This window comes from Corynebacterium drakensteinense (genome assembly GCF_041224285.1).
Taxonomy (GTDB): domain Bacteria; phylum Actinomycetota; class Actinomycetes; order Mycobacteriales; family Mycobacteriaceae; genus Corynebacterium.
The window spans coordinates 62,952-84,755 of sequence record NZ_JAXOFP010000009.1; the positions used below are offsets into that span (position 1 = coordinate 62,952).

Sequence of the window (21,804 nt, forward strand, 5' to 3'; positions counted from 1 at the left end):
TGTTGTTAAAATACCGTAACTGAAAGCAGTTTGCAACAAGGCTTAAGGTTCCCGGTGTGTCATACAGAAACTTTGGAGAAATGGCCCCACCCGTGGAGAAAGTGTTTTAGCTCTTCACTACTTTCCCCACTTCGGCAATCCCGGCAGGTTCTGTGCAAAGAAGTTTGCAACCTGCGGCTGCAATTCGAAGAACAATGCAACCATCCGGGCAATGAACGCGATGCCTAACACTGGTGCTAGCAAATGAACCGGATTGAAGTTAGAGAAGAAGCCCTGTGGTGACGAGCTGCCTGGCGTGGACTGCTTGTCTGGATCCTTCGGAGATTCTGGTTTCTTACCGCCTTCCGGAGCACCTGGCTTCTCGGGCTTTCCAGGTGTAGGTTTGCCCGGCTTCGGGTCTTTCGGAGCCTCCGGCTTCTTGGACTCGTCATCTGGCTTTCCAGGTGCCGGTGCGGGCTCAGCTGGGCTGCCCTCAGGCTTGCTTTCCTGCTCTGCTTCTGGTTTCGGTGCCTTGCAGGTCTCCAAAGCTTCGTTGCCCACCGTTATGACAAATTCTTGGCTCTCGGACTTCATTTCATGGCCGTCTTTATGCTTAGCGCTATAGCTCGCATCAAAGGTGTAAACACCCGGCTCGGAAAACACCCAATTGATGTGAGTATGCGTGGCTTGCACCGATTCAATCGAGTGATCATTCTGGGTCGAATCAGACAGAATATCCACTTCCCCTAGATCATGGTTGATATAGGTGCCCCAGGTTGCTCCTTCTGGGACATCACGCGGCTGCAAATTCAATGACACTGCACCGTCAATCTTGCCGAAATCTATGCGCTGGGTGTTATAACCAGGCCAAATAACCCCCTTGCGCTGTGTAAGTGGCAAGAAATAATGGCCATCTTCCCGGTTGCCCATAAAATCGAATTTCGCATCCTGGAAATACTTTCCGCGATTTCGTTTCGTGTTATCTGGAACTACAAGCGCAACGTCATCAAGCCGACGCTCAACGTTTTTCCTTTCCACAATTTGGGTGTCATCTTTGAGACTGATGTCCAAGCCATCACCTTTGTGCTTCGCCAAGATATCCACGTGCCCGTCGTCTAAAAGATGCTTGCCGACGCACATCCCGCGCCCTTGCTGTACAGCTGGGTTGTCTTCCGGGATAGATTCTGGTTTCTCCGGAACCCCTGGTGCATTTTCTGGCGACTCCGGGTTTTCTGGAGTTTCCGAGTGCTCCGGATTAGTCTCCGGGATGGTTTGTGAATCGTCGGGAGACTCCGGCTCTTTGTCTGCAGGTGGTTGGGCATCAGAATTATCTCCACCGGCTGCCCCATCATGTGGTTTTTGCCCAGCAGGGCTATCCCCTAGCTGCAGGGTGCCTGTGTATGAGTTACCGCGGACATAATTATCAGTGATAACCCCCTCAGCATTCGCCAAGCCGTAAGCTGGATGCGGGAGCACCCTGGTAAACAGCAGGCCTTCTCTCGCTTGGAGCCAACTCGGAATCGTGACGTGCCCTTTACCGTTAACAATGGCACCCTCCAACTCCGTCGATACACGACCTTTTTCCAGATCTTCCGACGTCCCAAAAATTCCACCGGTGAATGAACCTTGGAAATTCGGATCCTTGGCCTCTAGATAATAAGTGACAGTTTCCCCGTCGCCAGCGACATAGCGCACATCAATGTCTTTACTAGCCAACGTACTGCCAGGTTGCGGCATATTCATGTCCCGCTTGTTATTTCCCTGTGGCAAAGAATCCGATTTTTCTGCGCTGGTGGTCTCTTTGATCTCGCCCGCCGAGTAAACCAACGGAGCCGAAATCCAGCGTGGCGCGGGTGCAGCAACCGACTCTTCGGGGGCCTCTGCACCAGCATTCTCGGAATGAGCAGTGCCAGCATCCGGAGTAAAGACAGCCTGGATATCCGACTGCTTTGGGCTCAACTGTTCATCCCAGGTGGCTTTGCCATCTTTCACTGGCAAATCAGTCAGGAAGTAACCGTCAACGAACAACGTCACGGTACCCGTAACATTTGGATTGTTGGCATCGAAAACAATCGTCGAAAGTTTGTCGTCGCCATCGGCCTGCGGATCCGTTTTTGGAGCAATGCTCAAACGGTAGTTTGCAGCAGCGGCATCCCCATCCGGAGCCTTATTAAATCGATCTTCCAACGACTCGGTTGGAGTATCCAGTGGCCGTTGCCCACCAACCTGGATCACCTGCTTACGCGGCTCCGAGGCAGTAAACTTGCCGTCTTTGTCCAGCGAGCTCACACGATAGGTCAACTCATAACGCCCTGGTTTCGTGAAAAGCGTCTTTATGTGGGTGTGCTCGGCAGGTTTAATAGAAATGGAATGCGCTGAACTATCCGTGGTACCCACAATCCTCGTCACCCCAACGTCATCGGTCGGATCATATTTGTACTGCTCCATATCACCTGGGCCATCGACACTGAGCAAATCCAAGGACACGCGCCCGCTCGGAATATCCGCAACTGGTAACTCTTCTTCAGCGCCGTACCCGTACCAGATGGGCGCAGAGTGGCTACGGGACGCTACGTGTGGAGCTTCCAGGTACGTCTCACCGGGCTTGCCGATAAAATCAAAATCGCCGTTTTCTGGCAACGTAATCTGATACCTTGACCCCTTCTTTTTTCCCTGATCTTCCCAACCTTTACCAATCCACAATGCTGATTCCGCAAAAGCCGCAGTTGTTTCCTTAAAATCGCCCTCAACACGTGCAGAATACTTTGAGCGCACGTCGTAGTGCCCAGCCTTATCAGAGACCACATAAGGCGAATCAATGTGGCGTTCAGTCAAGATGAGTTTGCCATCATCAGGCCCTGCCGAAGCAGCAGGGAGACCAGCAAACACGGTGCTCAAGGCCGCGGTTACTGCCACCGCGATACGAATCCGCGAACGACGCGATGCAGACACCGTAAAACGTCGCCCCTGAGCGCGCACGTCGGCATGAGAGAAATCTGAAGTTTTCACTAATAAAGCCTTTCTTATTGAAACTCATTCCCAATGAGGTTAGTTAAAAATAACCCACCTGAAAATAGTTTGCAACAAGTCTGAAAACTTCCTGCTTAAAGCAGCAAAACCGCACAGCTCAACAACTGCGCATGCCCCCATGCACCCATGCAGCCGCGGAGAACGCAGCTAAACTAACTGTCCCCGATTTGCAGGCAACCCCAGACACACTTTTGTCGCATATTCCGTATATCCCCCGCTTTTGCTTCTTCACCCGCTTAGCCCATCGCCGACAATCATGTCTGTGGTCCCGTTTTGCAAATAGTGAACGAAAAAGGCCAGTTTCAAGAGGCCTATTTGCAAAACGGGACCAAACTCTGGTCGACACCCCGACCAAACACACTTTTGTCTCATAACCCGTGACGCACATCAGGGCACAATAAAACCGGGCCCATCACCACCGTGATCAGCCCGGTCATTCCAAAAGATATTCGTGCTGTAGAAGCTGTAGAAAGCTGCCGTACTTTAGAAAACTGCTACACCCGCACAGTTTTAATAAAAATTCCGCACCTTGGCAAAGATTTCCGGCCACCGCTTTTCCAAGCGTTTCGCGGCCGCAGCATGCCCCAGCCAAAGCCCCACCAGCGCAACAAGCACACTCAGAACAACCCCAGCCCAGAACAACGTCGGCAAGCCGGACAGCCGTGTGACACCACCGTCATCGCGGTTCATGCCAACAATCATCATGATGATCCCCGGCGCGAGCGGCAGCCACACCAACAACACAGATACGAGCATCATGATCAGCGCTCCAACGGAAAAACCCGATTTATCCTTCATCGGGTTGGTGCCCGGCGCGGAAACCTGAAATGGATTCCACACTGCCAACAGCGCCGCCAACCCCGCATTCAGCAGCACCGCCGAGCCCGCGATCACCGCGAGCACCACCACAGTGGTCAGCTCTGTACCCCACATCGCCAAAACCACCAGGTATATCACCAAGGTCGGCAGAGTCAGCAGCAACACTGCCTGCGTGCGTGCCCACAATAACGTGCGCGGCGCCAGTCCAGCGCTCATGTGCACCCAGTTCGACGGCCCGTCATAGCCCAACGCATTCGCGGTCATACCCGCTGCAAACAACACGAAAAACAGCACCGCCACATAGGCCATACCAGACTGACCATTAGTCGCTCCCAGTGCCAGCACCATCACCAAAAACAGTGGCATGACTATCAGGCTGTAGGTAAAGCGAATATCGCGGCGCCAATACCGCAAGGTCAGGGAGAACACTGCCCCGCTTGCCGACGCCCGTACCCCCGGCAACAGGACACTTCCTGCCTCAGACCCGGTGGCTGCCGCCCCGGAATCGCCGGTCACGGTCTGCGCATTACGTCGCAGCGCCCAGCGCCACATGCGCCACGCCACCGCTACCGTCACTGCTGCAATCGCAGCCTGTACCAGCGCGGTTATCCAGTGAGCCTGCAGCACTGCGACCGCCGCACCTGGTGCTGCACCAAACGGAGTCCATGCCACAAGTGCCAGCAAAGTATCCCACGGCAGCGAAAATTCCGAACTGCCGTTGACAACAACGTTGAAACCGAAGATCGCCACGATGAAGCCCAGGGCGCTAGCCATCGCAGCTTTCTCACTGTTCTTGCGGTTTCCTACGCTTCCCAGCAACCGCGCCAAGGCTTCCCCACCAGCAACGGTGATCACCAGTGAAACCAGCACAGCCGGTATCCACACCGCAATGCCCCAGCCACTGCCGTGCTGCACCAAACCAACCGCACCAAGCACGATCATCACCAATGAGTTAAATATCGCCAGCACGCCCCGCACCGTCAACAGTGAGGTCGCCGCCGCGCCCCGTAACATCACTGCTTCCGTGAGCGGCAGCACCGCCAGCCGTGCAGGATCAACTTGGTTCTCTCCGGCCGGCATGAACAACGCCGCCAGCCAGTAGCCCACCGTGCCCGCCGCCAGGCTATAGATCATGGGCATGAAATCACCAAGAGCGGCTCCCAGCAGCGTAAGTGCGCCAAGGCCAACCAGCCCCAGGAAAGAATAGAACGCGACTATTATGGCGATGAAAATTTGCGAAGTATTCGTACTGAAATGCCGCTTCCACAACTTCCAGTGCAAGCTAGTGAATACTCGTAGCGACGGCTGCGCTGCTGTCTGCGTGTGGGTGATTGGTGCTCTGCGGTTCACTACTGCTCCCCCTTATTGTTATCGACAGCGTCGTCGGCACTAGAGCTTTTCTGTCCCGCGCCAGCCAGCCACTCCAGTGAGCCTTCCGCCAGATGGCGCCCTCCGACCAGTTCCACAAAACGCTCGCTCAAGCTAGAACCAGCGCGCACCTCATCCAACGTGCCGTCGGCAAGCACCTGGTTATTGCCGATCACTGCGACGTGATCACACAACGCTTCCACCGTTTCCATCACGTGCGAAGACATAATCACCGTGCCGGAGCTGGCAACATAGGCTCGCAAGATCTCCCGGATGGTGGTCGCAGAAACCGGGTCGACGGCCTCGAAAGGCTCGTCAAGGATGAGAATATCCGGGCGGTGCAACAGTGCCCCGGCCAGCAGAATCTTCTTCGTCATACCGGCCGAATAATCCACAATTAATTTGCTGGCAGAATCATTCAGATCCAGTGCATCGAGCAACTCGCGGGAGCGCTGCCCCACCGTCGGCTCGTCGATGCCACGCAGAAGGCCCAGGTAGTGCAAGTATTCCTGCCCAGACAGGCGGTCAAAGACCGGCAAACCGTCGGCAAGCAGCCCGTAGGAAGCTTTCGCGGCATTGGCCTCTGCCGTACTACCCCACACGTTGTGCCCACACACCAGAGCAGTGCCGGCATCGGGGCGGAGCAGGCCAGTAGCCATCAGCACGGTGGTCGTCTTACCCGAACCATTCGGGCCGACGAGGCCGTAAAAGCTACCACGCGGAACCCGAAGATTAATATCCCGCACGACGACCTTGCCGCCGTAAGACTTGCTCAAACCTTGCAGCTGTAGTGCGGCATTTGGGTGTGGCTCAGATCCAGATCGCAGGTGAGAAGCAGATGATTCAGGTTGCACAGAAGAACCCCCACCGGAGGCAGGACCGGCGGGCGCTGTTGGGTCAATCATGATTAGGCTACGCTTTCTACTTGAGATAATAGCTTCAACTCAAAGCGTAGCAACCCAGTAGAGAAGTAAATAGGGTGTTGTGCGTATTCTCTGTAGCTTATGGCAGACAATTCATTCGCGGATTCACTCCAGAACGTTCTGGATAGCATCGACAAGTTCATTTGGAGCCAGTGGTTCCTCATCCCCCTACTGTTATTCACCGGCTTGTGGCTCACGATCCGGCTGCGTGGCGTGCAATTTCGTAAGCTCGGGGTGGCGCTGCGCCACGGCCTGATCGACCGGAATGATGCGGACGGCGCAGGCGACATCACGCAATACCAGGCGCTGACCACTGCCCTCGCCGCCACCGTCGGCGTGGGAAATATCGTCGGTGTGGCCACAGCGATCTCCATCGGTGGGCCGGGCGCTCTGTTCTGGATGTGGATCACCGGGTTGCTGGGTATGGCCTCGAAATATTCAGAGGCGTTTTTAGGTGTGCGTTTCCGCGTGGCCGATGCAAAGGGCAAAGTCTCGGGCGGTCCGCAACGCTACCTCTCCCAGGGAATCCCCGGCGGGTTCGGTAAATTCTTGGCCTGGTTCTTCACCATCGCAGCGATCATCGCCTCGTTCGGTATTGGAAACCTCACCCAGGGCAATGCCGTCGCCGCTGGTTTGGAAAACACCTTTGATGTGAGCCCCACGGTTACCGGTGTCATCATGTTCGTGCTCATCGGCGCGGTTCTGCTTGGGGGCATCGGTTCTATCGGCAAGGTGACCTCTGCTTTTGTTCCGCTGATGATCATTATTTACCTCACCGGCGGGATCATTGTGCTGGTCATGCACGCCAGCGAAATTCCGGCGGCTTTCGCCATGATCTTTAACGACGCGTTCACTGGTACCTCTGCCACCGGCGGGTTCCTCGGGGCGGGAATAATCCTGGCCATGCAGATGGGTGTCGCCCGCGGTATCTTCTCTAATGAATCCGGCATGGGTTCTGCGGCGATTGCTGCTGCGGCTGCCAAGACCACGCACCCGGTGCGCCAGGGCTTGGTTTCTATGACCCAAACCTTCATCGACACCATCATCGTGGTCACCATGACTGGGCTAGTCATCGTGACAACTGGGGTGTGGGAAACCGGCGAGAGCAATGCAGCCAACATGACTGCCGACGCATTTAGCGCAGGCATCGGCTCCGATTGGGGTGGCACGATCGTCTCGCTGTCGGTGGTGTTCTTCGCCTTTTCGACGATCCTGGGGTGGTCCTATTACGGAGAGCGCAGCGCCGAGCGGGCCTTCGGCGCCTGGGCTTCTGTTCCCTACCGCATGGTGTTTACCTGCGTGATCTATGTCGGCGCAACCACCGAGATTGGCTTGGCGTGGACCTTCGCGGATATCGCGAACGGTCTGATGGCGCTGCCCAACCTGATTGGCCTGCTGCTGCTATCCGGGCTCGTCGCCCGTGAGACGAAGGCCTATCTGGATTTCGATCCGACGCTGCGGGCGCAGCCGGTGGATATAGAAAACTTCCTCGTGCAGACGAAAAACCCCTGGCGCAGTAGGTTTTAGCCGGCACGCAATGCTGCTACAGCAGCATCGTCGCTGCCCAGCCGAAGGCGATCAGCGGAATGTTGAAGTGCAAGAAGGTTGGGATAACAGAATCGCGAATGTGATCGTGCTGGCCGTCGGCATTTAAACCGGATGTTGGGCCCAACGTAGAATCGGATGCCGGGGAGCCAGCGTCGCCAAGCGCACCTGCCGTACCCACCAGAGCGACGGTGGCCAGTGGCGAAAAGCCCAGTGAGATACACAGCGGAACGTAGATGGTGGAGATGATCGGCAGCGTCGAAAAGGACGAACCGATACCCATGGTGACGATAAGGCCCACCAGCAGCATCGCCAGCGAAGCCAGCGCTTTGTTGCCGTCGAAGGCATTCGCGGTCGCTTCCACCAGGGTTTCCACGTCTCCGGTCTCCGCCATCACGGAGGCGAAGCCCTGTGCGGTGATCATGATGAAACCGATCAGCGCCATCATGCGCATACCTTCGGTGTAGATATCGTCTGATTTCTTCCAATCCACGCCACGGAAGACCAGCATGATAGCCAAGCCCACCAGCGCGCCCGCCAGCAGGCTGTCGGCATCCGAACCCAAGTATTGCAGCACGATTTGCACAGCGAAGGTGGCGATCAACGCAATGATGGAGATGGTGATGCGGTAGCGCGAAATCTCAATGGCCTTCGCAGCATCCTCGGAAATAGGAATTTCCTGGTAAGAGCGCTTTCCGCGGTAGGTGACGAAAACCGCAAACAACATACCGACCAGCATGCCGAGTGCCGGGATAGCCATCGCCTGCATGACAGAAATATCGTTCGCTTCTGGCATTCCTGCGTCGATGATATTGCCACGCAGAATGTCGTTCATGTAGATATTGCCGAATCCCACCGGGACGAAGAAATAGGTGGTAACCAAACCGAAGGTCAACACACAGGTAATCAGTCGGCGATCGACCTGCATTTTATTGAGCACCGACAACAGTGGGGGAACGATCAACGGGATGAAGGCGATGTGGACGGGAACCAGGTTCTGCGACATGATCGCCATCAGCAACAGGCCGGCGACGGTGAGCCACTTGGCGACGGCGACTGCTTTTTCTTTTGCCGCGTCATTTTCTGCGTCGATTCGGTTAATGATGGACTCGGCCAGCAGCCGGGGGAGACCCGCGTTCGCGATCGCCAGCGCGAACGCACCCAGCAAGGCATAATTCAGTGCGATGGAAGCACCATTGCCGATACCATCTTGGAAAGCGACAAAGGAACCATCGATGCCTAGCCCGCCGACGAGTCCGCCGACGATTGCACCAATAAGCAAGGCTAGTACTACGTGTACGCGGGCGATGGCCAAGCCAAGCATGACCACCACGGCGATTATTACTGCATTCATAGTGTTATTTTTAACACGTTTATCCTAGATAGTAATAGCCGCCGCTGATTTTTCGCGTTATTTCTGAACTGCGCCATGCGCAGCAACAATATCGTGAATCATGCGGGCTGCTAGCTTGGCTGTCCGAGAATCCACATCATACTTTGGGTTCAGCTCAACGACGTCAACCAGTCGCAGTTTTCCGGTCTGTGCCAGGGCCAATGCCATCGCGTGCACCTTGAAGGCTTCAACGCCGAGTGCAGCTGGAGCAGACACTCCCGGCGCCACCGATGCCGGAAGTACATCTAAGTCAATACTAAGGTGTATGTTTTTAAAATCTTTTGATTTTTCAAACGCGATCTCAGTGGCTTCTTTTACTGTTAGCTTCGCTAAATCTTCATCAAGCAAATATTCAACACCGAGCCGTTCCGCGGTTTCAAATAGTACTCGGGTGTTATTTGCTGAGGAAATTCCCCACACTGTGTAGGAAAAATCATCTCCAGCAATTTCGGAAATTTGCCGAAACGGGGTACCGGAGGTCGGTTCGTCAGCTTCGCGTAAATCAAAATGGGCATCTAAATTAAAAATCCCAAGGCTTTCAATGGCCTCAGTTTTTTCATTTTTTAATCCGCGCACGAGGCCACGGTGCGACGCGAAAGCAGTTTCGTGTCCGCCCCCTAAAATCACCGGAAGGTGGCCAGCGCACACCACATCAGCAACCCGCTGCGATAGTTCCTCCTGACCGGCTTCTAAATCACGGCTTTCATAGCTGACCGTTCCTGCGTCATAGCGAGGGAAGTCATCATGGATGGCCAATCCACCAAGTGCCTGGCGAAGTTCATCCGGTCCAGCTGCCGCACCTTGACGGCCACCATTACGACGAACACCCTCGTCAGAGGAAAAACCAATCAACACCGCACCCGGGCGCACATCGGAAGCGCCGTCCAGAGGGAATTCTGTATCAATAACCGAATGCCAACGGGCATGTTCTGGGCCAGGTCCGTCAACGCGTCCATTCCACTCAAATTTGCTCATACCGCAAGTCTAATCAGAACAATTGTGACTTCGAGGGGTGTGGTTCCCACAATCACCGCGTTTTCATCACTGTGACGAAATAATAATGACTGGGTAGTCGGGCAACCACCCAAATCTAGAAGTCTGGTATCCAAGACAAATCACTTAGCGGTGTTCCGAGACCGGCACTAAAATAATGCTGTAGTACACAAGAGCCAATCCGTACCCACTGATTAACCTCACAGCATCAAACCGACCCCACACAGTCAAACTCCGAACACACAGAACACAGCACGCAGCACGCAGCAACCCCAACTAATCCAACGACGAACTAATCAAGCAACGAACCAATCCAACAACGAAGGAGAGCGTTATGACTGCACAAACTTCGACAAACACCCACCGTGCCAACCACACCGTCACCGTCGGCATCGGTGCGTTAAGCATCGACGACGTCGTCGCGGTCGCCCGCGGTGGGGCAGCGGTGGAGATTTCGCAAGAATCACTCGACAAGATCGCCGCAACCCGCAGCCGCATCGATGACCTCGCCAATGAACCAACCCCGGTCTATGGCGTTTCCACCGGCTTTGGTGCTCTGGCACGCCGCCACATTCCGCACGAGATGCGCGCGCAACTGCAGCGCTCTCTAGTGCGCTCTCACGCCGCAGGCTCTGGCCCAGAAGTAGAAGAGGAAGTCATTCGCGCGTTGATGCTGCTTCGCTTGTCGACGCTGTGCACCGGCCATACCGGTGTACGCCCCGTGGTTGCAGAGACCTACGCCGCTGTACTGAATGCGGGGATTACGCCCGTCGTTTATGAATACGGCTCACTGGGCTGTTCTGGTGACCTCGCGCCGCTGTCGCACTGCGCGCTCGCCTTGCTGGGGGAGGGCGATGTCCGGGTCCGCGGGGCGCAAGAAACCCAATCGGCGGGCTCCGCCCTGGCCGATGCTGGCATCAAGCCGCTAGTGCTGGAAGAAAAAGAAGGCCTCGCGCTGATCAACGGCACCGACGGAATGCTCGGCATGCTCTGCTTGGCCATCAACGATCTGCAGCAACTCGCGAAAGTTGCCGATATCTCCACCGCACTTACCGTCGAAGGTCTTAATGGCACACTGTCGGTCTTCGATGATAAGTTGCAGCAACTACGCCCACACCCAGGCCAAGCCGCATCCGCCCGCAACATCCGCACCGTCGCCGCCAATTCGCCGCTGCTGGACGCCGCACAGGCAGATTTCCAGCAAACCCAGGTGCAGGACGCTTATTCGGTGCGTTGCTCACCGCAGGTCACCGGTGGATTCCGCGATACCATTACCCACGCGATCACCGTCGCCGAACGAGAACTCGCCGCAGCCGTCGACAACCCCGTCGTCATCGATGGGGAAGTGCGCTCGAACGGTAACTTCCACGGCGCGCCAGTAGCTTATGTGCTGGACTTTTTGGCTATAGTCGCCGCTGACCTCGCCTCGATTTCTGAGCGCCGTACCGATCGCTTCCTGGATACCGCACGCAACCGTGGCCTGCCCGCCTTTCTTGCCGACGACCCAGGCGTCGATTCCGGCCACATGATCGCGCAATACACCCAGGCCGGAATTGTCTCAGAGCTCAAACGCGCCGCAAACCCGGCCTCGGCGGATTCCATCCCGTCGTCCGCAATGCAGGAAGATCACGTGTCCATGGGCTGGTCCGCCGCCCGCAAACTCCGCACCTCTGTCGACGGGCTGCAGCGCGTACTTGCCATCGAATACCTGACCGCCGCCCGTGCGATCACCATGCGCTGCACCGAGGCTGGATCTGAATCCGCACCCGGCACCAAGGCCGCCGTCGCAAAGCTGCGCGAAGGGGTAGAAGGCCCCACCACCGACCGTTACCTGGCACCGGAGATTGCTTATGCCCACCAGCTGGTCGCAGACGGCAGCCTGGTCGCCAGCGTAGAAGCTGCCGTCGGCACGCTGGACTAACCGCGTAATCACAACACGAACGACAAGCACCAGGAAGGAATCATGACGCAACTTTTCCACAACATCAGCGAACTGCGCACGGTATCTGCAGCCGGCACCATTAACAACGGTGCACTCGTCTCCGACAAGGACGGGGTGATCGTCTGGGTCGGTGCCTTCGATGAGCTGCCCGACGAAGTCGCAGCTAGCGTCGACAAGAAGATCGATCTCGGCGGCCGCGCGGTCCTACCGGGATGGGTAGATTCACATACCCACATGATTTTTGACGGCAACCGGGCCGCTGAATTCGAAGCGCGCATGGCGGGCGAATCCTATTCCGCCGGCGGGATCGCGACCACCATGGAAGCCACACGGAGTGCCGGGCGAGAGCGGCTCGAGCAGCTGTTGCAGGAACGCATCGCCGGTTGCCACGCGGGTGGCACGACCACGATCGAAACCAAGACCGGCTATGGGCTCAACACCGAATCCGAAGCCCTGGCCGCTGAGGTCGCCAGTGGGGGAATCGACGACGTGACTTTCTTGGGAGCCCACCTGGTGCCACCAGGAGCAGAAGCAGAAGACTACCTCGAGGAAGTTGTCGGCCCGATGCTGGATGCCGTCGAGCCTTATGCCGGTTGGATCGATGTTTTCTGTGAGACGGGTGCGTTCAACGAGGAACAATCCCGGAAGGTCCTAGAGGCCGGCAAGAAGCGCGGACTGCACCCGCGCGTGCACGGCAACCAGCTGCAGCAAGGCCCTGGTGTGCGGCTGGCCGTAGAAATCGGTGCAGCCTCGGTGGATCACGTGAACTACCTGTCTGACGACGATATCCACGCACTCGCCAACAGCGACACCGTCGCCACGGTGCTTCCGGCCTGTGACTTGTCGACGAAACAAGACCTCGCCCCGGCACGCCAGCTGTTGGATGCCGGCGTTACCGTCGCGATCGCATCGAACCTGAACCCAGGAACGTCGTATACGTCGTCGATGAACTACTGCGTGACCACTGCGGTGTTGCAGCAAGATCTCAGCCTGGACGAAGCCATCGAGGCCGCCACCTTGGGTGGGGCGAAGGCCTTGCGCCGGAACCCAGGCGAGGATGGTAAGGACGGCCAGGGACGGCCGGGTCGTGGCAGCTTGGTAGTTGGTGCATCCGCTGATTTGCACGTGCTGAACTTCACCAACGCCATTGAGCTGGCCTACCGCCCGGGCATGCCTGCGACTTACCGCACCTATAAAGATGGGGTAGAAGTCTTCAGCGCGGCGTAACCGCGAAGCCGATACCGTGGCACAAAAAATCGATGTTTCACGTGAAACATCGCAAATTCGCGCGGCTCGAATTTAAGCCTGGGCTGCGCGGCGCCTGTAGGCTGCCACACAGTATTGTTAGGGCTATGAATTTCGCTGCACAGCTACACACGGCGCGCCGCGATCTGCGCTATCACGCGGATGCCGCGCAGCTTTTCGCCCACCTCGGCGGCCTCAGGCGCACGGATACCGTGCTGTTGGAATCAGCAGATATTGAATCAAAGAAAAATCTCTTGTGCCTCGCGGTGTTGGATTCTGCATTGCGCGTACGCTGCCAGGGAAACGTCGTCACTACCCAGGCCTTGACGACGACCGGCGAAGAGATCCTCGCCAAATTGCGCACGGAACTCGCCGACTATGTGCTGGACACACCTGCCGACGAGAGGCAAGCGGCCACCTTCGAATTCCCAGCCTCCCAGGCCGCCGACGAACGCGAACGCCTGCTGGCGACGTCGCCAGCAGAAGTACTTCGTCGCCTCCAGTTCAGTACGCAATACGGCAGTGGGGGAGAAGAGTCACCGGACCTGCCGCTACTCGCCGGTGGCTTCGCCTATGACTTTTTGGCAACGTTTGAATCTCTGCCAGAGGTGGCCGAAGGGGACAACACCTACCCGGATTATGAGTTTGTCGTCGCCGAAACACTGCTGAAAGTCGACCACCTTTCACAAGCGGCCTACGTGTGCGGGGTGGCCACCAGCCAACACGACGTCGACAAGCGGCTGGACGCCTATGTCACTGCAGCCGAGCAAGAACTCACGCCGTTACCAGCTCCAGAGCACGGCGTCGATACGACGCGACCGCTGCGAGTGAGCACGGACTTCGACGATAAACAGTTCCGCAGTCATGTCGAAGCGCTAAAAGGCAATATCTATCACGGCGATATCTACCAAGTGGTGCCCGCGCGTACTTTCAGTGCGCCGTGCGCGGATGCTTTTGCCTCGTATCGACGACTACTGCAGACGAACCCGTCGCCATATATGTTCTATTTCCGCGGCGAGAACTACGAATTATTCGGCGCTTCTCCCGAATCGAACCTGAAATTCTCCCCAGATACCCGCGAAGTGCAGCTGTACCCAATTGCCGGTACCCGTCCGCGAGGCCTGAACCCGGACGGCAGCGTCAACCACGAGCTCGATATCCGCAACGAGCTGGAAATGCGCACCGACCACAAAGAGCTCGCGGAGCACACGATGCTGGTGGATCTCGCGCGCAACGATCTCGCCCGCGTCGCGGTTCCCGGCACGCGGAGGGTCGCCGAGTTGCTGCAAGTCGACCGGTATTCACGCGTAATGCACCTGGTCTCCCGTGTGACCGCCACGCTGCACGAAGATTTCGACGCCCTGGATGCTTATCGTGCATGCATGAACATGGGTACCCTGACCGGCGCACCGAAATTGCGTGCGGTCGATCTGTTGCGTGGGGTGGAAGGTAAGCGTCGCGGCTCCTATGGCGGCGCGGTTGGCTATCTGGGTGGCGATGGGCGCATGGATAACTGCATCGTCATCCGCAGCGCATTCGTGCGCGGTGGGCAAGCAATCATTCAGGCAGGAGCCGGCGTCGTGCGTGATTCCACGCCGCAATCCGAAGCCGACGAAACAGTACATAAAGCGTATGCGGTACTCGATGCCGTCGCTTTGGGGGCACCAGTGGAGGTGGCACGATGAGCACACAACCGCATGTCGTGGTGATCGATAACCGCGATTCGTTTATTTATAACCTTGTCGACGCACTCGCCGGGCACCACTGCACGGTCTTCCGCAACACCGTGCCCGTCGAGACGGTGCTGGCGGCGAAGCCGGACCTGCTGTTGTTCTCACCGGGGCCGGGGCATCCGCGCGAGACAGGAAACATGATGGCGCTTCTCGACGCCATCCACGGCGAAATTCCGGTACTCGGAATCTGCCTGGGATTCCAAGCTCTGCTAGAACACTACGGCGGCAGCGTGGAGCCCTGTGGTCCGGTGCATGGACGCTCAGTACCGATGACGCTGACGGATGCAGGCGCACAGCACCCACTGTTTGCCGGGCTGACGATTGACCAGGAGCCGGACAAACCCGACCACGTCGGCCGTCTGGTGCCGGTGGCGCGCTACCACTCATTGGCGTGTGCGAATCCACCAGAGCAGCTGGAAGTCCTGGCAACCACGGAAACTGACTTGGGGGATGTGGCGATGGCCGCCTATGCACCCGATGGCTCGTGTTTGGGTTTGCAGTTTCACCCGGAATCCATCTTGAGCCCGACTGGCCCCATCTTGTTGAATCGCTGCATCGAGTTTTTGACGAAAGGGAAGTGCTGATGACTGATAACGCTGACGCCAACTCTGGAACCAACGCTGCGCCGCTGAATCGCCTGCTGGCGTACTTGGACAACCACGATCCCACTATTGAACAAGCGCGCGAGGTCTTCGAACCGCTGACGGTCGGTGAATACGAAAACGTGCACATCGCTGCGCTCTTGGCCACGATCCGCACCCGCGGCGAGACCTTCGCCGATATTGCTGGCGCCGCCCAGGCCTTCATCGCTGCCGCGCGACCATTCCCCATCACTGGTGCAGGGTTGTTGGATACCGCTGGCACGGGTGGCGACGGCACGAACACCATCAATATTTCCACCGCGGCTTCACTCGTGGCAGCCGCTGGGGGAGCGAAGGTGGTCAAAGGTGGGAACCGCTCGGTTTCCTCGCGCTCGGGTTCTGCCGACGTGCTGGAGGCGCTGAATATTCCTTTGGATCTAGATGTGGACCGCGCGGTCACGCAGTTTGAAAACTCCGGGTTCACCTTCTTGTTCGCCCCGGCGTACCACCCGGCCGTCGCGCACGTTATGCCCGTGCGTAAAGCTCTGAAAGTACCCACCTTGTTCAATACGCTGGGCCCACTGCTGTCACCGGCACGCCCGGAGTACCAGTTGATGGGCATCGCCCGCCCAGAAATGGGCCAAACCATCGCCGAGGTTTTCCGCGAATTAGGTCGCAAGCGCGCACTGGTCGTCCACGGTTCCGGCACTGACGAGCTTGCTGTGCATGGTCCGACCACGATCTGGGAGCTGCAGGACGGCGAGATTTCCCGCTATGAATTGACCCCGGAGGAGATCGGGGCCACACGCCATCAGTTGTCCGATCTGGAAGGCGGCGACGGGGCAGCGAATGCAGCGGCCATCCGCGCCATTTTTGGCGGCAGCGCACCGCAGGCGCATCACGACGCCGTCGCGGTGAACGCCGGAGCGATGTTCTATGTGAGCGGCAAGGCTGCTTCCATCGCCGAGGGCACCGAGATGGCACGCACGATTATCAACGACGGAACCGTACAGAATTGGTTGGCCACCCACGAGGAGGCAGATTACGGTGAGCGATAAATTACCCACGGTGTTGGAAAATATCGTCGCGCAGCGCCGCACGCACCTGCAAGCCATTGCCGAGCGCATCGCGCACGTTGACCGCACGCAGCTGGCGCGTTCCGGGCGCAGTTTGTACGAATCACTGCGTGCACGTCCGCAGGCGTTCATCATGGAATGTAAGTCGTCGTCACCCTCGCTGGGGCTGATCCGCGCAGATTATCAGCCGGGCGAATTGGCGAGAGTGTATTCCCGCTATGCCGCCGGAATTTCCGTGTTGTGCGAGCCGGAGCATTTTGGTGGCGATTATGACCATTTGGCGACCGTGTCCATGTCGACACATCTGCCGGTGTTGTGCAAGGACTTCATCATCGATCCGGTGCAGTTATATGCTGCGCGCTATTACGGTGCCGATGCGATTTTGCTGATGCTTTCGGTATTGGATGACGAGGAATACGCTCAGCTCGCAGCGCTTGCCGACGAATTAGGGCTGGACGTGCTCACCGAAGTAATCGACGAGGACGAAGTCGCCCGCGCGCTGCGTCTCGGCGCACGAATCGTGGGAATCAACAACCGGAACTTGCACGATCTTTCCATCGACCTCTCACGCACCGCCCGATTGGCAGAGTTGCTGCCTGCAGGAACGCTCGCAATTTCGGAATCGGGAATTCGCGACAACACAGCGGTACGGATGTTGGGCGCACATGCTTCCGGTTTCTTGGTGGGCTCACAATTGTCCTCACAACCAGATACCGATTGGGCAGCCCGCGCCTTGGTCTACGGTCATAACAAAGTCTGTGGTTTGACGACGCCAAGCACCGCGCAAGCAGCGCGCGCTGCAGGGGCAGTCTACGGCGGTTTGATCTTCGAAGAAGCATCTCCGCGCAATGTTTCACGTGAAACATCACAACAAATCATCGCCGACGAACCCGGGTTACGCTACGTCGCGGTATCACGCCGAACCCATGGCTGGGCCGAATTGGTGCAACCGGGTATCCACGCCCTGCAGATCCACAGCCCGTACCAGGGTTCCATCACCGGGGAAGAGGAGTTGCTCGCAGCGGTGCGAACCGAGCTTAGCGACGCCGGCTGTGACCCCAAAGATTCCGGCCTCGAGATCTGGCGCGCGATTTCCATGACTACCTCGGAAGTAGAACCGGAACGCCTCCACGAACTTCTCGTTCCGGGTACAGCGGACAAGCTGGTACTCGACGCAGGGCAGGGGGGAAGCGGAACTTCCTTCGACTGGGCGCGGATTCCCGAGGAGATCAAGCCGCAGGTAGTGCTCGCCGGTGGAATCGGTGCCGACAATATTAACGGTGCCCTCGAGACCAACTGCCTCGGTATCGATCTCAATTCCGGGGTCGAAGTCGCGCCAGCTGCCGCCACGGACGGCGCAAGTGCGGGCCCGGCTGCAGCACCACGCAAGGATTCCGCGATCCTTCGTAGCATCTTCAACACCATCCGCGACTACACGCAGCCGCAGGGATAAACTGGAACCAGTATTCGTGTAAATCCCCATCGTAAAGCCAATCGCGAAACCACAGACGATCCCATTAAAGTTCTTTACGACGAGTAATCAGCAGACGAGGACACACCATGAGCAACGACCGTGCGACCATCCTGCCGGCATATTTCGGCGAATTCGGCGGGCAATTCGTCCCCGAATCTCTAATCCCCGCGTTGGATCAATTAGAGCGAGCCTTCGTCAACGCCATGGAGGATCCATCATTCAAAGAGGAACTGGCGCGCTTGCTCAAGGACTACCTGGGTCGCCCAACGCCGCTCACCGAAGCCACCCGCTTGGGTGGTAAAGCGCGGATCTTTCTGAAGCGTGAAGATCTCGTGCACGGTGGTGCGCACAAGACCAATCAGGTGCTGGGTCAAGCATTGTTGGCCAAACGCATGGGTAAAACTCGCGTGATCGCCGAGACCGGCGCTGGCCAGCATGGCACCGCAACGGCATTGGCCTGCGCGCTACTGGATCTCGAGTGCGTGGTCTACATGGGAGCCGAAGACGTGCGTCGTCAAGCACCAAACGTGTTCCGCATGGAACTCATGGGCGCAAAAGTCGTCTCCGTGGAGACTGGCTCCGGGACGCTGAAAGATGCAGTAAACGAAGCCTTGCGCGATTGGACCGCAACCTTCGAGGATTCGCATTATTTGCTCGGTACCGCAGCCGGCCCGCACCCATTTCCGACCATCGTGCGGGAATTCCACCGCGTGATTTCCACCGAGGCGAAGGCCCAGATGATTGAACGCACCGGCGGACTTCCCGACGTTGTCGTCGCCTGCGTCGGCGGAGGTTCAAACGCGATTGGTATGTTTGCGGATTTCATCGACGAGCCCGACGTTGAACTCGTCGGAGCCGAGCCCGGCGGTAAGGGTGTCGATTCCGGACGTCACGGCGCCACCATTACGCAGGGAACCGTTGGCATCTTGCACGGCACGCGTTCGTATTTGATGCGTAACGCTGAAGGGCAAGTCGATGAATCGTATTCGATTTCTGCCGGGTTGGATTATCCCGGAGTCGGCCCACAGCACGCACACTTGCATGCCACCGGCCGTGCAACCTATGTCGGCATCACTGACACGGAAGCACTCGAGGCATTCCAATTGCTCGCACAAAAAGAAGGCATCATTCCGGCGCTGGAGTCGTCGCATGCGCTGGCGTATGCACTGAAGCGCAAAGATGAAGATATCTCCATCGTGGTCTCACTGTCTGGTCGTGGTGATAAAGATATCGATCACGTGCGTCACGTGTTGGGTGATGTCGAAGACGAGACTGGCGCCTGGGCGCGCTATGCGGATGACAAAAGCGATGAAGATAACCGGGACAACGAAAAGGGTCAGGCATAATCATGGGACGTTACGAAACACTGTTTGCTGATCTTCGCGACAAGCACGAGGGCGCTTTTGTGCCGTTTTTCATGCTCGGTGATCCCAGCTATGAGGCTTCACTCGAGCTGATTCGGGCGGCGGTTAATGCTGGAGCCGATGCACTGGAGATCGGCATTCCCTTCAGTGACCCAGTTGCCGACGGTCCGGAGATTGAAAAATCTCACCAGCGTGCATTGCGTGGCGGTGCGAGCCTGGATAAATCCATGCAGCAATTGCGGCAGATCCGCGAGGAGTTCCCCGAGACTCCGATCGGGCTGTTGGTCTATTGCAATCTCGCGGTGAGCAAGGGAACCACAGAGTTTTACCAATCCTGTGCTGCCGCCGGTGCAGATTCCATTCTGATTCCCGACGTGCCCACCCGCGAGGGAGCCCCATTCGTCGCGGCGGCACAACAAGCCGGGATTTCGCAAATCTTTATCGCCCCGGCCCGCGCTAACGACGACACCCTGCGCGCCGTCAGTGAGAATTCGTCGGGATATATATATGCGCTTTCACGCCACGGTGTCACCGGCGCTGATAAAGAAGCAGAGTCCGGTGGTCTGGACTCTGTCGTAGATGCCATCCAGCGTTTCGACGGCCCACCAGTTCTGCTGGGATTCGGAATCTCTAAACCCGAGCACGTTCGCGCCGCTTTGGACGCTGGGGCAGCGGGGGCGATTACCGGCTCGGCAATCACGCGCATCATCTCTGCGGGCGTCGAATCTTCGGAGGCTGGCAACAAGTTCGATCTCAACGCACTCGCCGACGAGGTTTCCCGCTATGTGGCAGAGATGAAAGCAGCCACCCGGTAAACGGCTACCCGTTGGGCTGACTACCACTGCGGCTAGCGACCTCCACAGCTGACGTTGCACACAGCTGACATTCCACGCAGCTGATATTGCAGGCAAGACGCCGCATAGAAAAAGACGACGTTTCACGTGAAACGTCGTCTTTTGTGTAGTTAAACCGGCACGCGTCTTAGCGCGCCTGCCGTAATTAGCGCAGATTATCGCGCTGTGGTTGGGCAGCTTCTCCCGGAGTCACAGTCTGTGAAACTGCGTCTTCATCACCGAAATCCGGAGCGTCATAGTCATCAGGAAGCTGTGCACCGTCAGCGGTGGTTCCGTTTTTCGTCCACTTGTTAATAAGCATGGCAATCGCACCGTCGCCAGTAATATTCGCGGCAGTACCGAACGAGTCCACCACAATGTAGGCCGCGATCATCAGCGCAAGCATGTCTTCGTCGAATCCCAGCATGCTGCCCAATAGTCCCAGTGCAGCATAAACTGCTCCGCCAGGAACACCAGGGGCTGCCACCATCATGATGCCCAACAACAGCATGAAGCCGAGGGCCAGACCGAAGCTGACCTCCAGGCTCGACAAGTACACGATGGCGAAAGCGTAGAGTACCAACTTGGTCATGGAGCCAGACAGGTGCATGGTCGCACCCAGCGGCACTACGAATCCGGCGATGTTCGGAGCCACGTTGTTCTTCAGCGTCGACTTGTACGTCACCGGAATGGTGGCCGCGGACGAGGAAGTTCCGAGTGCGGTGAAGTAGGCCGGCAGCATGTTCTTCAGCGCGCTAAACGGGTTGCGGCGCGCCAGCGCTCCCGCGATCAGGTACTGCAGCACGATCACGACCCAGGTCATGACGACGGACAGCACGAGCACACGCGCGAAGGAATTGATGACGTCGCCCAGGTTCTCGTTCATCGCGAGGTTCAAGAAAATTCCGTAAATGAACAACGGCAGCAGCGGAATCACGAAAGCGGTAATGACCTTCATGACGATCTTCTCGAACTCGCGAATGCCCTTAAGCAGACCCGGGGATGGTATGGCAGTCATTGCCAGCCCGATGGCGAAAGCCAGCAACAGGCCGGTGACGATCTCAAATGGCGGAGCCATTTCCACCTCGAAGTACGGCGCCAACGCGCCTTCTTCGACGTCGCTGACGTTGAGGTCAAGACGCTGGTCACCCAACAAGCCCGGGTAAACTAGAATCGCGACGGCATAAGCCAGCAGGCCAGCACCAATGGTCGACGCATAGGCGATGCCGGTGGTGATGCCAAGCCATTTGCCGGCACCTCGGCCGAGCCCCGCGATGGCAGGGGTAATCAGGGCGAAGATGAGAACAGGGACGAAGAAGCCGAGGAATTGACTAAACAGACCATTGAAGGTGACGAACACTCGGGCAAGCCATTCCGGGAAGAACAAACCGGTGACGATCCCCAGGATGATCGCCACCACGACGCGGAACAGCAACGAAGAGCTGACCTTACGAACACTCATAGAAAACTCATAATTCTAGACGGTGGGATTCAGGACGTTTTAAG

15 protein-coding genes are annotated in these 21,804 nt (G+C 57.5%); 9 read left to right on the forward strand and 6 right to left on the reverse strand.

Annotation, left to right across the window (positions count from 1 at the left end; translation table 11 throughout):
• Nucleotides 1–117 precede the first annotated feature (117 nt).
• The 3 genes from U1140_RS06695 to U1140_RS06705 form a co-directional block, all read right to left on the reverse strand.
• Complete coding sequence (locus U1140_RS06695) at nt 118–2,988, reverse strand: choice-of-anchor M domain-containing protein (RefSeq protein ID WP_369846758.1); 2,871 nt, start codon at nt 2,986–2,988, stop codon at nt 118–120.
• A gap of 531 nt (nt 2,989–3,519) precedes the next feature.
• Complete coding sequence (locus U1140_RS06700) at nt 3,520–5,178, reverse strand: hypothetical protein (RefSeq protein WP_369846759.1); 1,659 nt, start codon at nt 5,176–5,178, stop codon at nt 3,520–3,522.
• Complete coding sequence (locus U1140_RS06705; protein ID WP_369846760.1) at nt 5,178–6,101, reverse strand: ABC transporter ATP-binding protein; 924 nt, start codon at nt 6,099–6,101, stop codon at nt 5,178–5,180. Before U1140_RS06705 ends, U1140_RS06700 begins: the two co-directional genes overlap by 1 nt.
• 99 nt (nt 6,102–6,200) lie before the next feature.
• On the opposite strand from U1140_RS06705, the gene U1140_RS06710 reads away from it, so the two are divergent.
• The gene (locus U1140_RS06710; RefSeq protein ID WP_369846761.1) at nt 6,201–7,646 is read left to right on the forward strand and encodes an alanine/glycine:cation symporter family protein; all 1,446 of its coding nucleotides are present in this window, start codon (nt 6,201–6,203) and stop codon (nt 7,644–7,646) included.
• A gap of 16 nt (nt 7,647–7,662) precedes the next feature.
• Here U1140_RS06710 and U1140_RS06715 read toward each other — a convergent pair whose 3' ends face one another.
• On the reverse strand, nt 7,663–9,018 hold the full coding sequence (locus U1140_RS06715; protein ID WP_369846762.1) for a Na+/H+ antiporter family protein: 1,356 nt from the start codon (nt 9,016–9,018) through the stop codon (nt 7,663–7,665).
• A gap of 57 nt (nt 9,019–9,075) precedes the next feature.
• A complete protein-coding gene (gene hutG / locus U1140_RS06720) occupies nt 9,076–10,032 on the reverse strand; it encodes a formimidoylglutamase (RefSeq protein WP_369846763.1) in 957 nt (318 codons plus the stop codon).
• A gap of 352 nt (nt 10,033–10,384) precedes the next feature.
• Here hutG and hutH point away from each other — a divergent pair, with 352 nt between their 5' ends.
• The 8 genes from hutH (at nt 10,385) to trpA (ending at nt 20,280) form a co-directional block, all read left to right on the forward strand.
• Nucleotides 10,385–11,971, forward strand: a complete 1,587-nt coding sequence (gene hutH / locus U1140_RS06725; RefSeq protein ID WP_369846764.1) for a histidine ammonia-lyase — start codon at nt 10,385–10,387, stop codon at nt 11,969–11,971.
• Between the two features lie 42 nt (nt 11,972–12,013).
• Nucleotides 12,014–13,219, forward strand: a complete 1,206-nt coding sequence (gene hutI, locus U1140_RS06730) for an imidazolonepropionase (RefSeq protein ID WP_369846765.1) — start codon at nt 12,014–12,016, stop codon at nt 13,217–13,219.
• A 125-nt stretch (nt 13,220–13,344) separates the two neighbouring features.
• A complete protein-coding gene (locus U1140_RS06735) occupies nt 13,345–14,922 on the forward strand; it encodes an anthranilate synthase component 1 (protein WP_369846766.1) in 1,578 nt (525 codons plus the stop codon).
• Entirely contained in the window at nt 14,919–15,554 is a 636-nt protein-coding gene (locus U1140_RS06740; RefSeq protein WP_369846767.1) for an anthranilate synthase component II, read from the forward strand. Before U1140_RS06735 ends, U1140_RS06740 begins: the two co-directional genes overlap by 4 nt.
• Nucleotides 15,554–16,609, forward strand: coding sequence for an anthranilate phosphoribosyltransferase (gene trpD / locus U1140_RS06745; protein WP_369846768.1), 1,056 nt, complete (start codon nt 15,554–15,556; stop codon nt 16,607–16,609). Before U1140_RS06740 ends, trpD begins: the two co-directional genes overlap by 1 nt.
• Nucleotides 16,599–18,080 carry a bifunctional indole-3-glycerol-phosphate synthase TrpC/phosphoribosylanthranilate isomerase TrpF gene (trpCF, locus tag U1140_RS06750; protein WP_369846769.1) on the forward strand — a complete coding sequence of 494 codons (1,482 nt, stop codon included), beginning with the start codon at nt 16,599–16,601 and terminating at the stop codon, nt 18,078–18,080. The genes trpD and trpCF overlap by 11 nt, the downstream gene beginning before the upstream one ends.
• Before the next feature lie 107 nt (nt 18,081–18,187).
• Nucleotides 18,188–19,447: a tryptophan synthase subunit beta gene (gene trpB / locus U1140_RS06755; RefSeq protein WP_369846770.1), complete on the forward strand. Its 1,260-nt coding sequence runs from the start codon at nt 18,188–18,190 to the stop codon at nt 19,445–19,447.
• A 2-nt stretch (nt 19,448–19,449) separates the two neighbouring features.
• Nucleotides 19,450–20,280 (forward strand): tryptophan synthase subunit alpha, encoded by an 831-nt coding sequence (gene trpA, locus U1140_RS06760; protein ID WP_369846771.1) that lies wholly within the window; start codon nt 19,450–19,452, stop codon nt 20,278–20,280.
• A gap of 184 nt (nt 20,281–20,464) precedes the next feature.
• Here trpA and U1140_RS06765 read toward each other — a convergent pair whose 3' ends face one another.
• Complete coding sequence (locus U1140_RS06765) at nt 20,465–21,760, reverse strand: dicarboxylate/amino acid:cation symporter (protein WP_369846772.1); 1,296 nt, start codon at nt 21,758–21,760, stop codon at nt 20,465–20,467.
• Nucleotides 21,761–21,804: the final 44 nt, after the last annotated feature.

Coding starts and splice junctions, on each gene's coding strand:
- U1140_RS06705 (WP_369846760.1), bottom strand. CDS start 6,101: ATGATTGACCCAACAGCGCCCGCCGGTCCTGCCTCCGGTGGGGGTTCT.
- U1140_RS06710 (WP_369846761.1), top strand. CDS start 6,201: ATGGCAGACAATTCATTCGCGGATTCACTCCAGAACGTTCTGGATAGC.
- U1140_RS06715 (WP_369846762.1), bottom strand. CDS start 9,018: ATGAATGCAGTAATAATCGCCGTGGTGGTCATGCTTGGCTTGGCCATC.
- hutG (WP_369846763.1), bottom strand. CDS start 10,032: ATGAGCAAATTTGAGTGGAATGGACGCGTTGACGGACCTGGCCCAGAA.
- hutH (WP_369846764.1), top strand. CDS start 10,385: ATGACTGCACAAACTTCGACAAACACCCACCGTGCCAACCACACCGTC.
- hutI (WP_369846765.1), top strand. CDS start 12,014: ATGACGCAACTTTTCCACAACATCAGCGAACTGCGCACGGTATCTGCA.
- U1140_RS06735 (WP_369846766.1), top strand. CDS start 13,345: ATGAATTTCGCTGCACAGCTACACACGGCGCGCCGCGATCTGCGCTAT.
- U1140_RS06740 (WP_369846767.1), top strand. CDS start 14,919: ATGAGCACACAACCGCATGTCGTGGTGATCGATAACCGCGATTCGTTT.
- trpD (WP_369846768.1), top strand. CDS start 15,554: ATGACTGATAACGCTGACGCCAACTCTGGAACCAACGCTGCGCCGCTG.
- trpB (WP_369846770.1), top strand. CDS start 18,188: ATGAGCAACGACCGTGCGACCATCCTGCCGGCATATTTCGGCGAATTC.
- trpA (WP_369846771.1), top strand. CDS start 19,450: ATGGGACGTTACGAAACACTGTTTGCTGATCTTCGCGACAAGCACGAG.
- U1140_RS06765 (WP_369846772.1), bottom strand. CDS start 21,760: ATGAGTGTTCGTAAGGTCAGCTCTTCGTTGCTGTTCCGCGTCGTGGTG.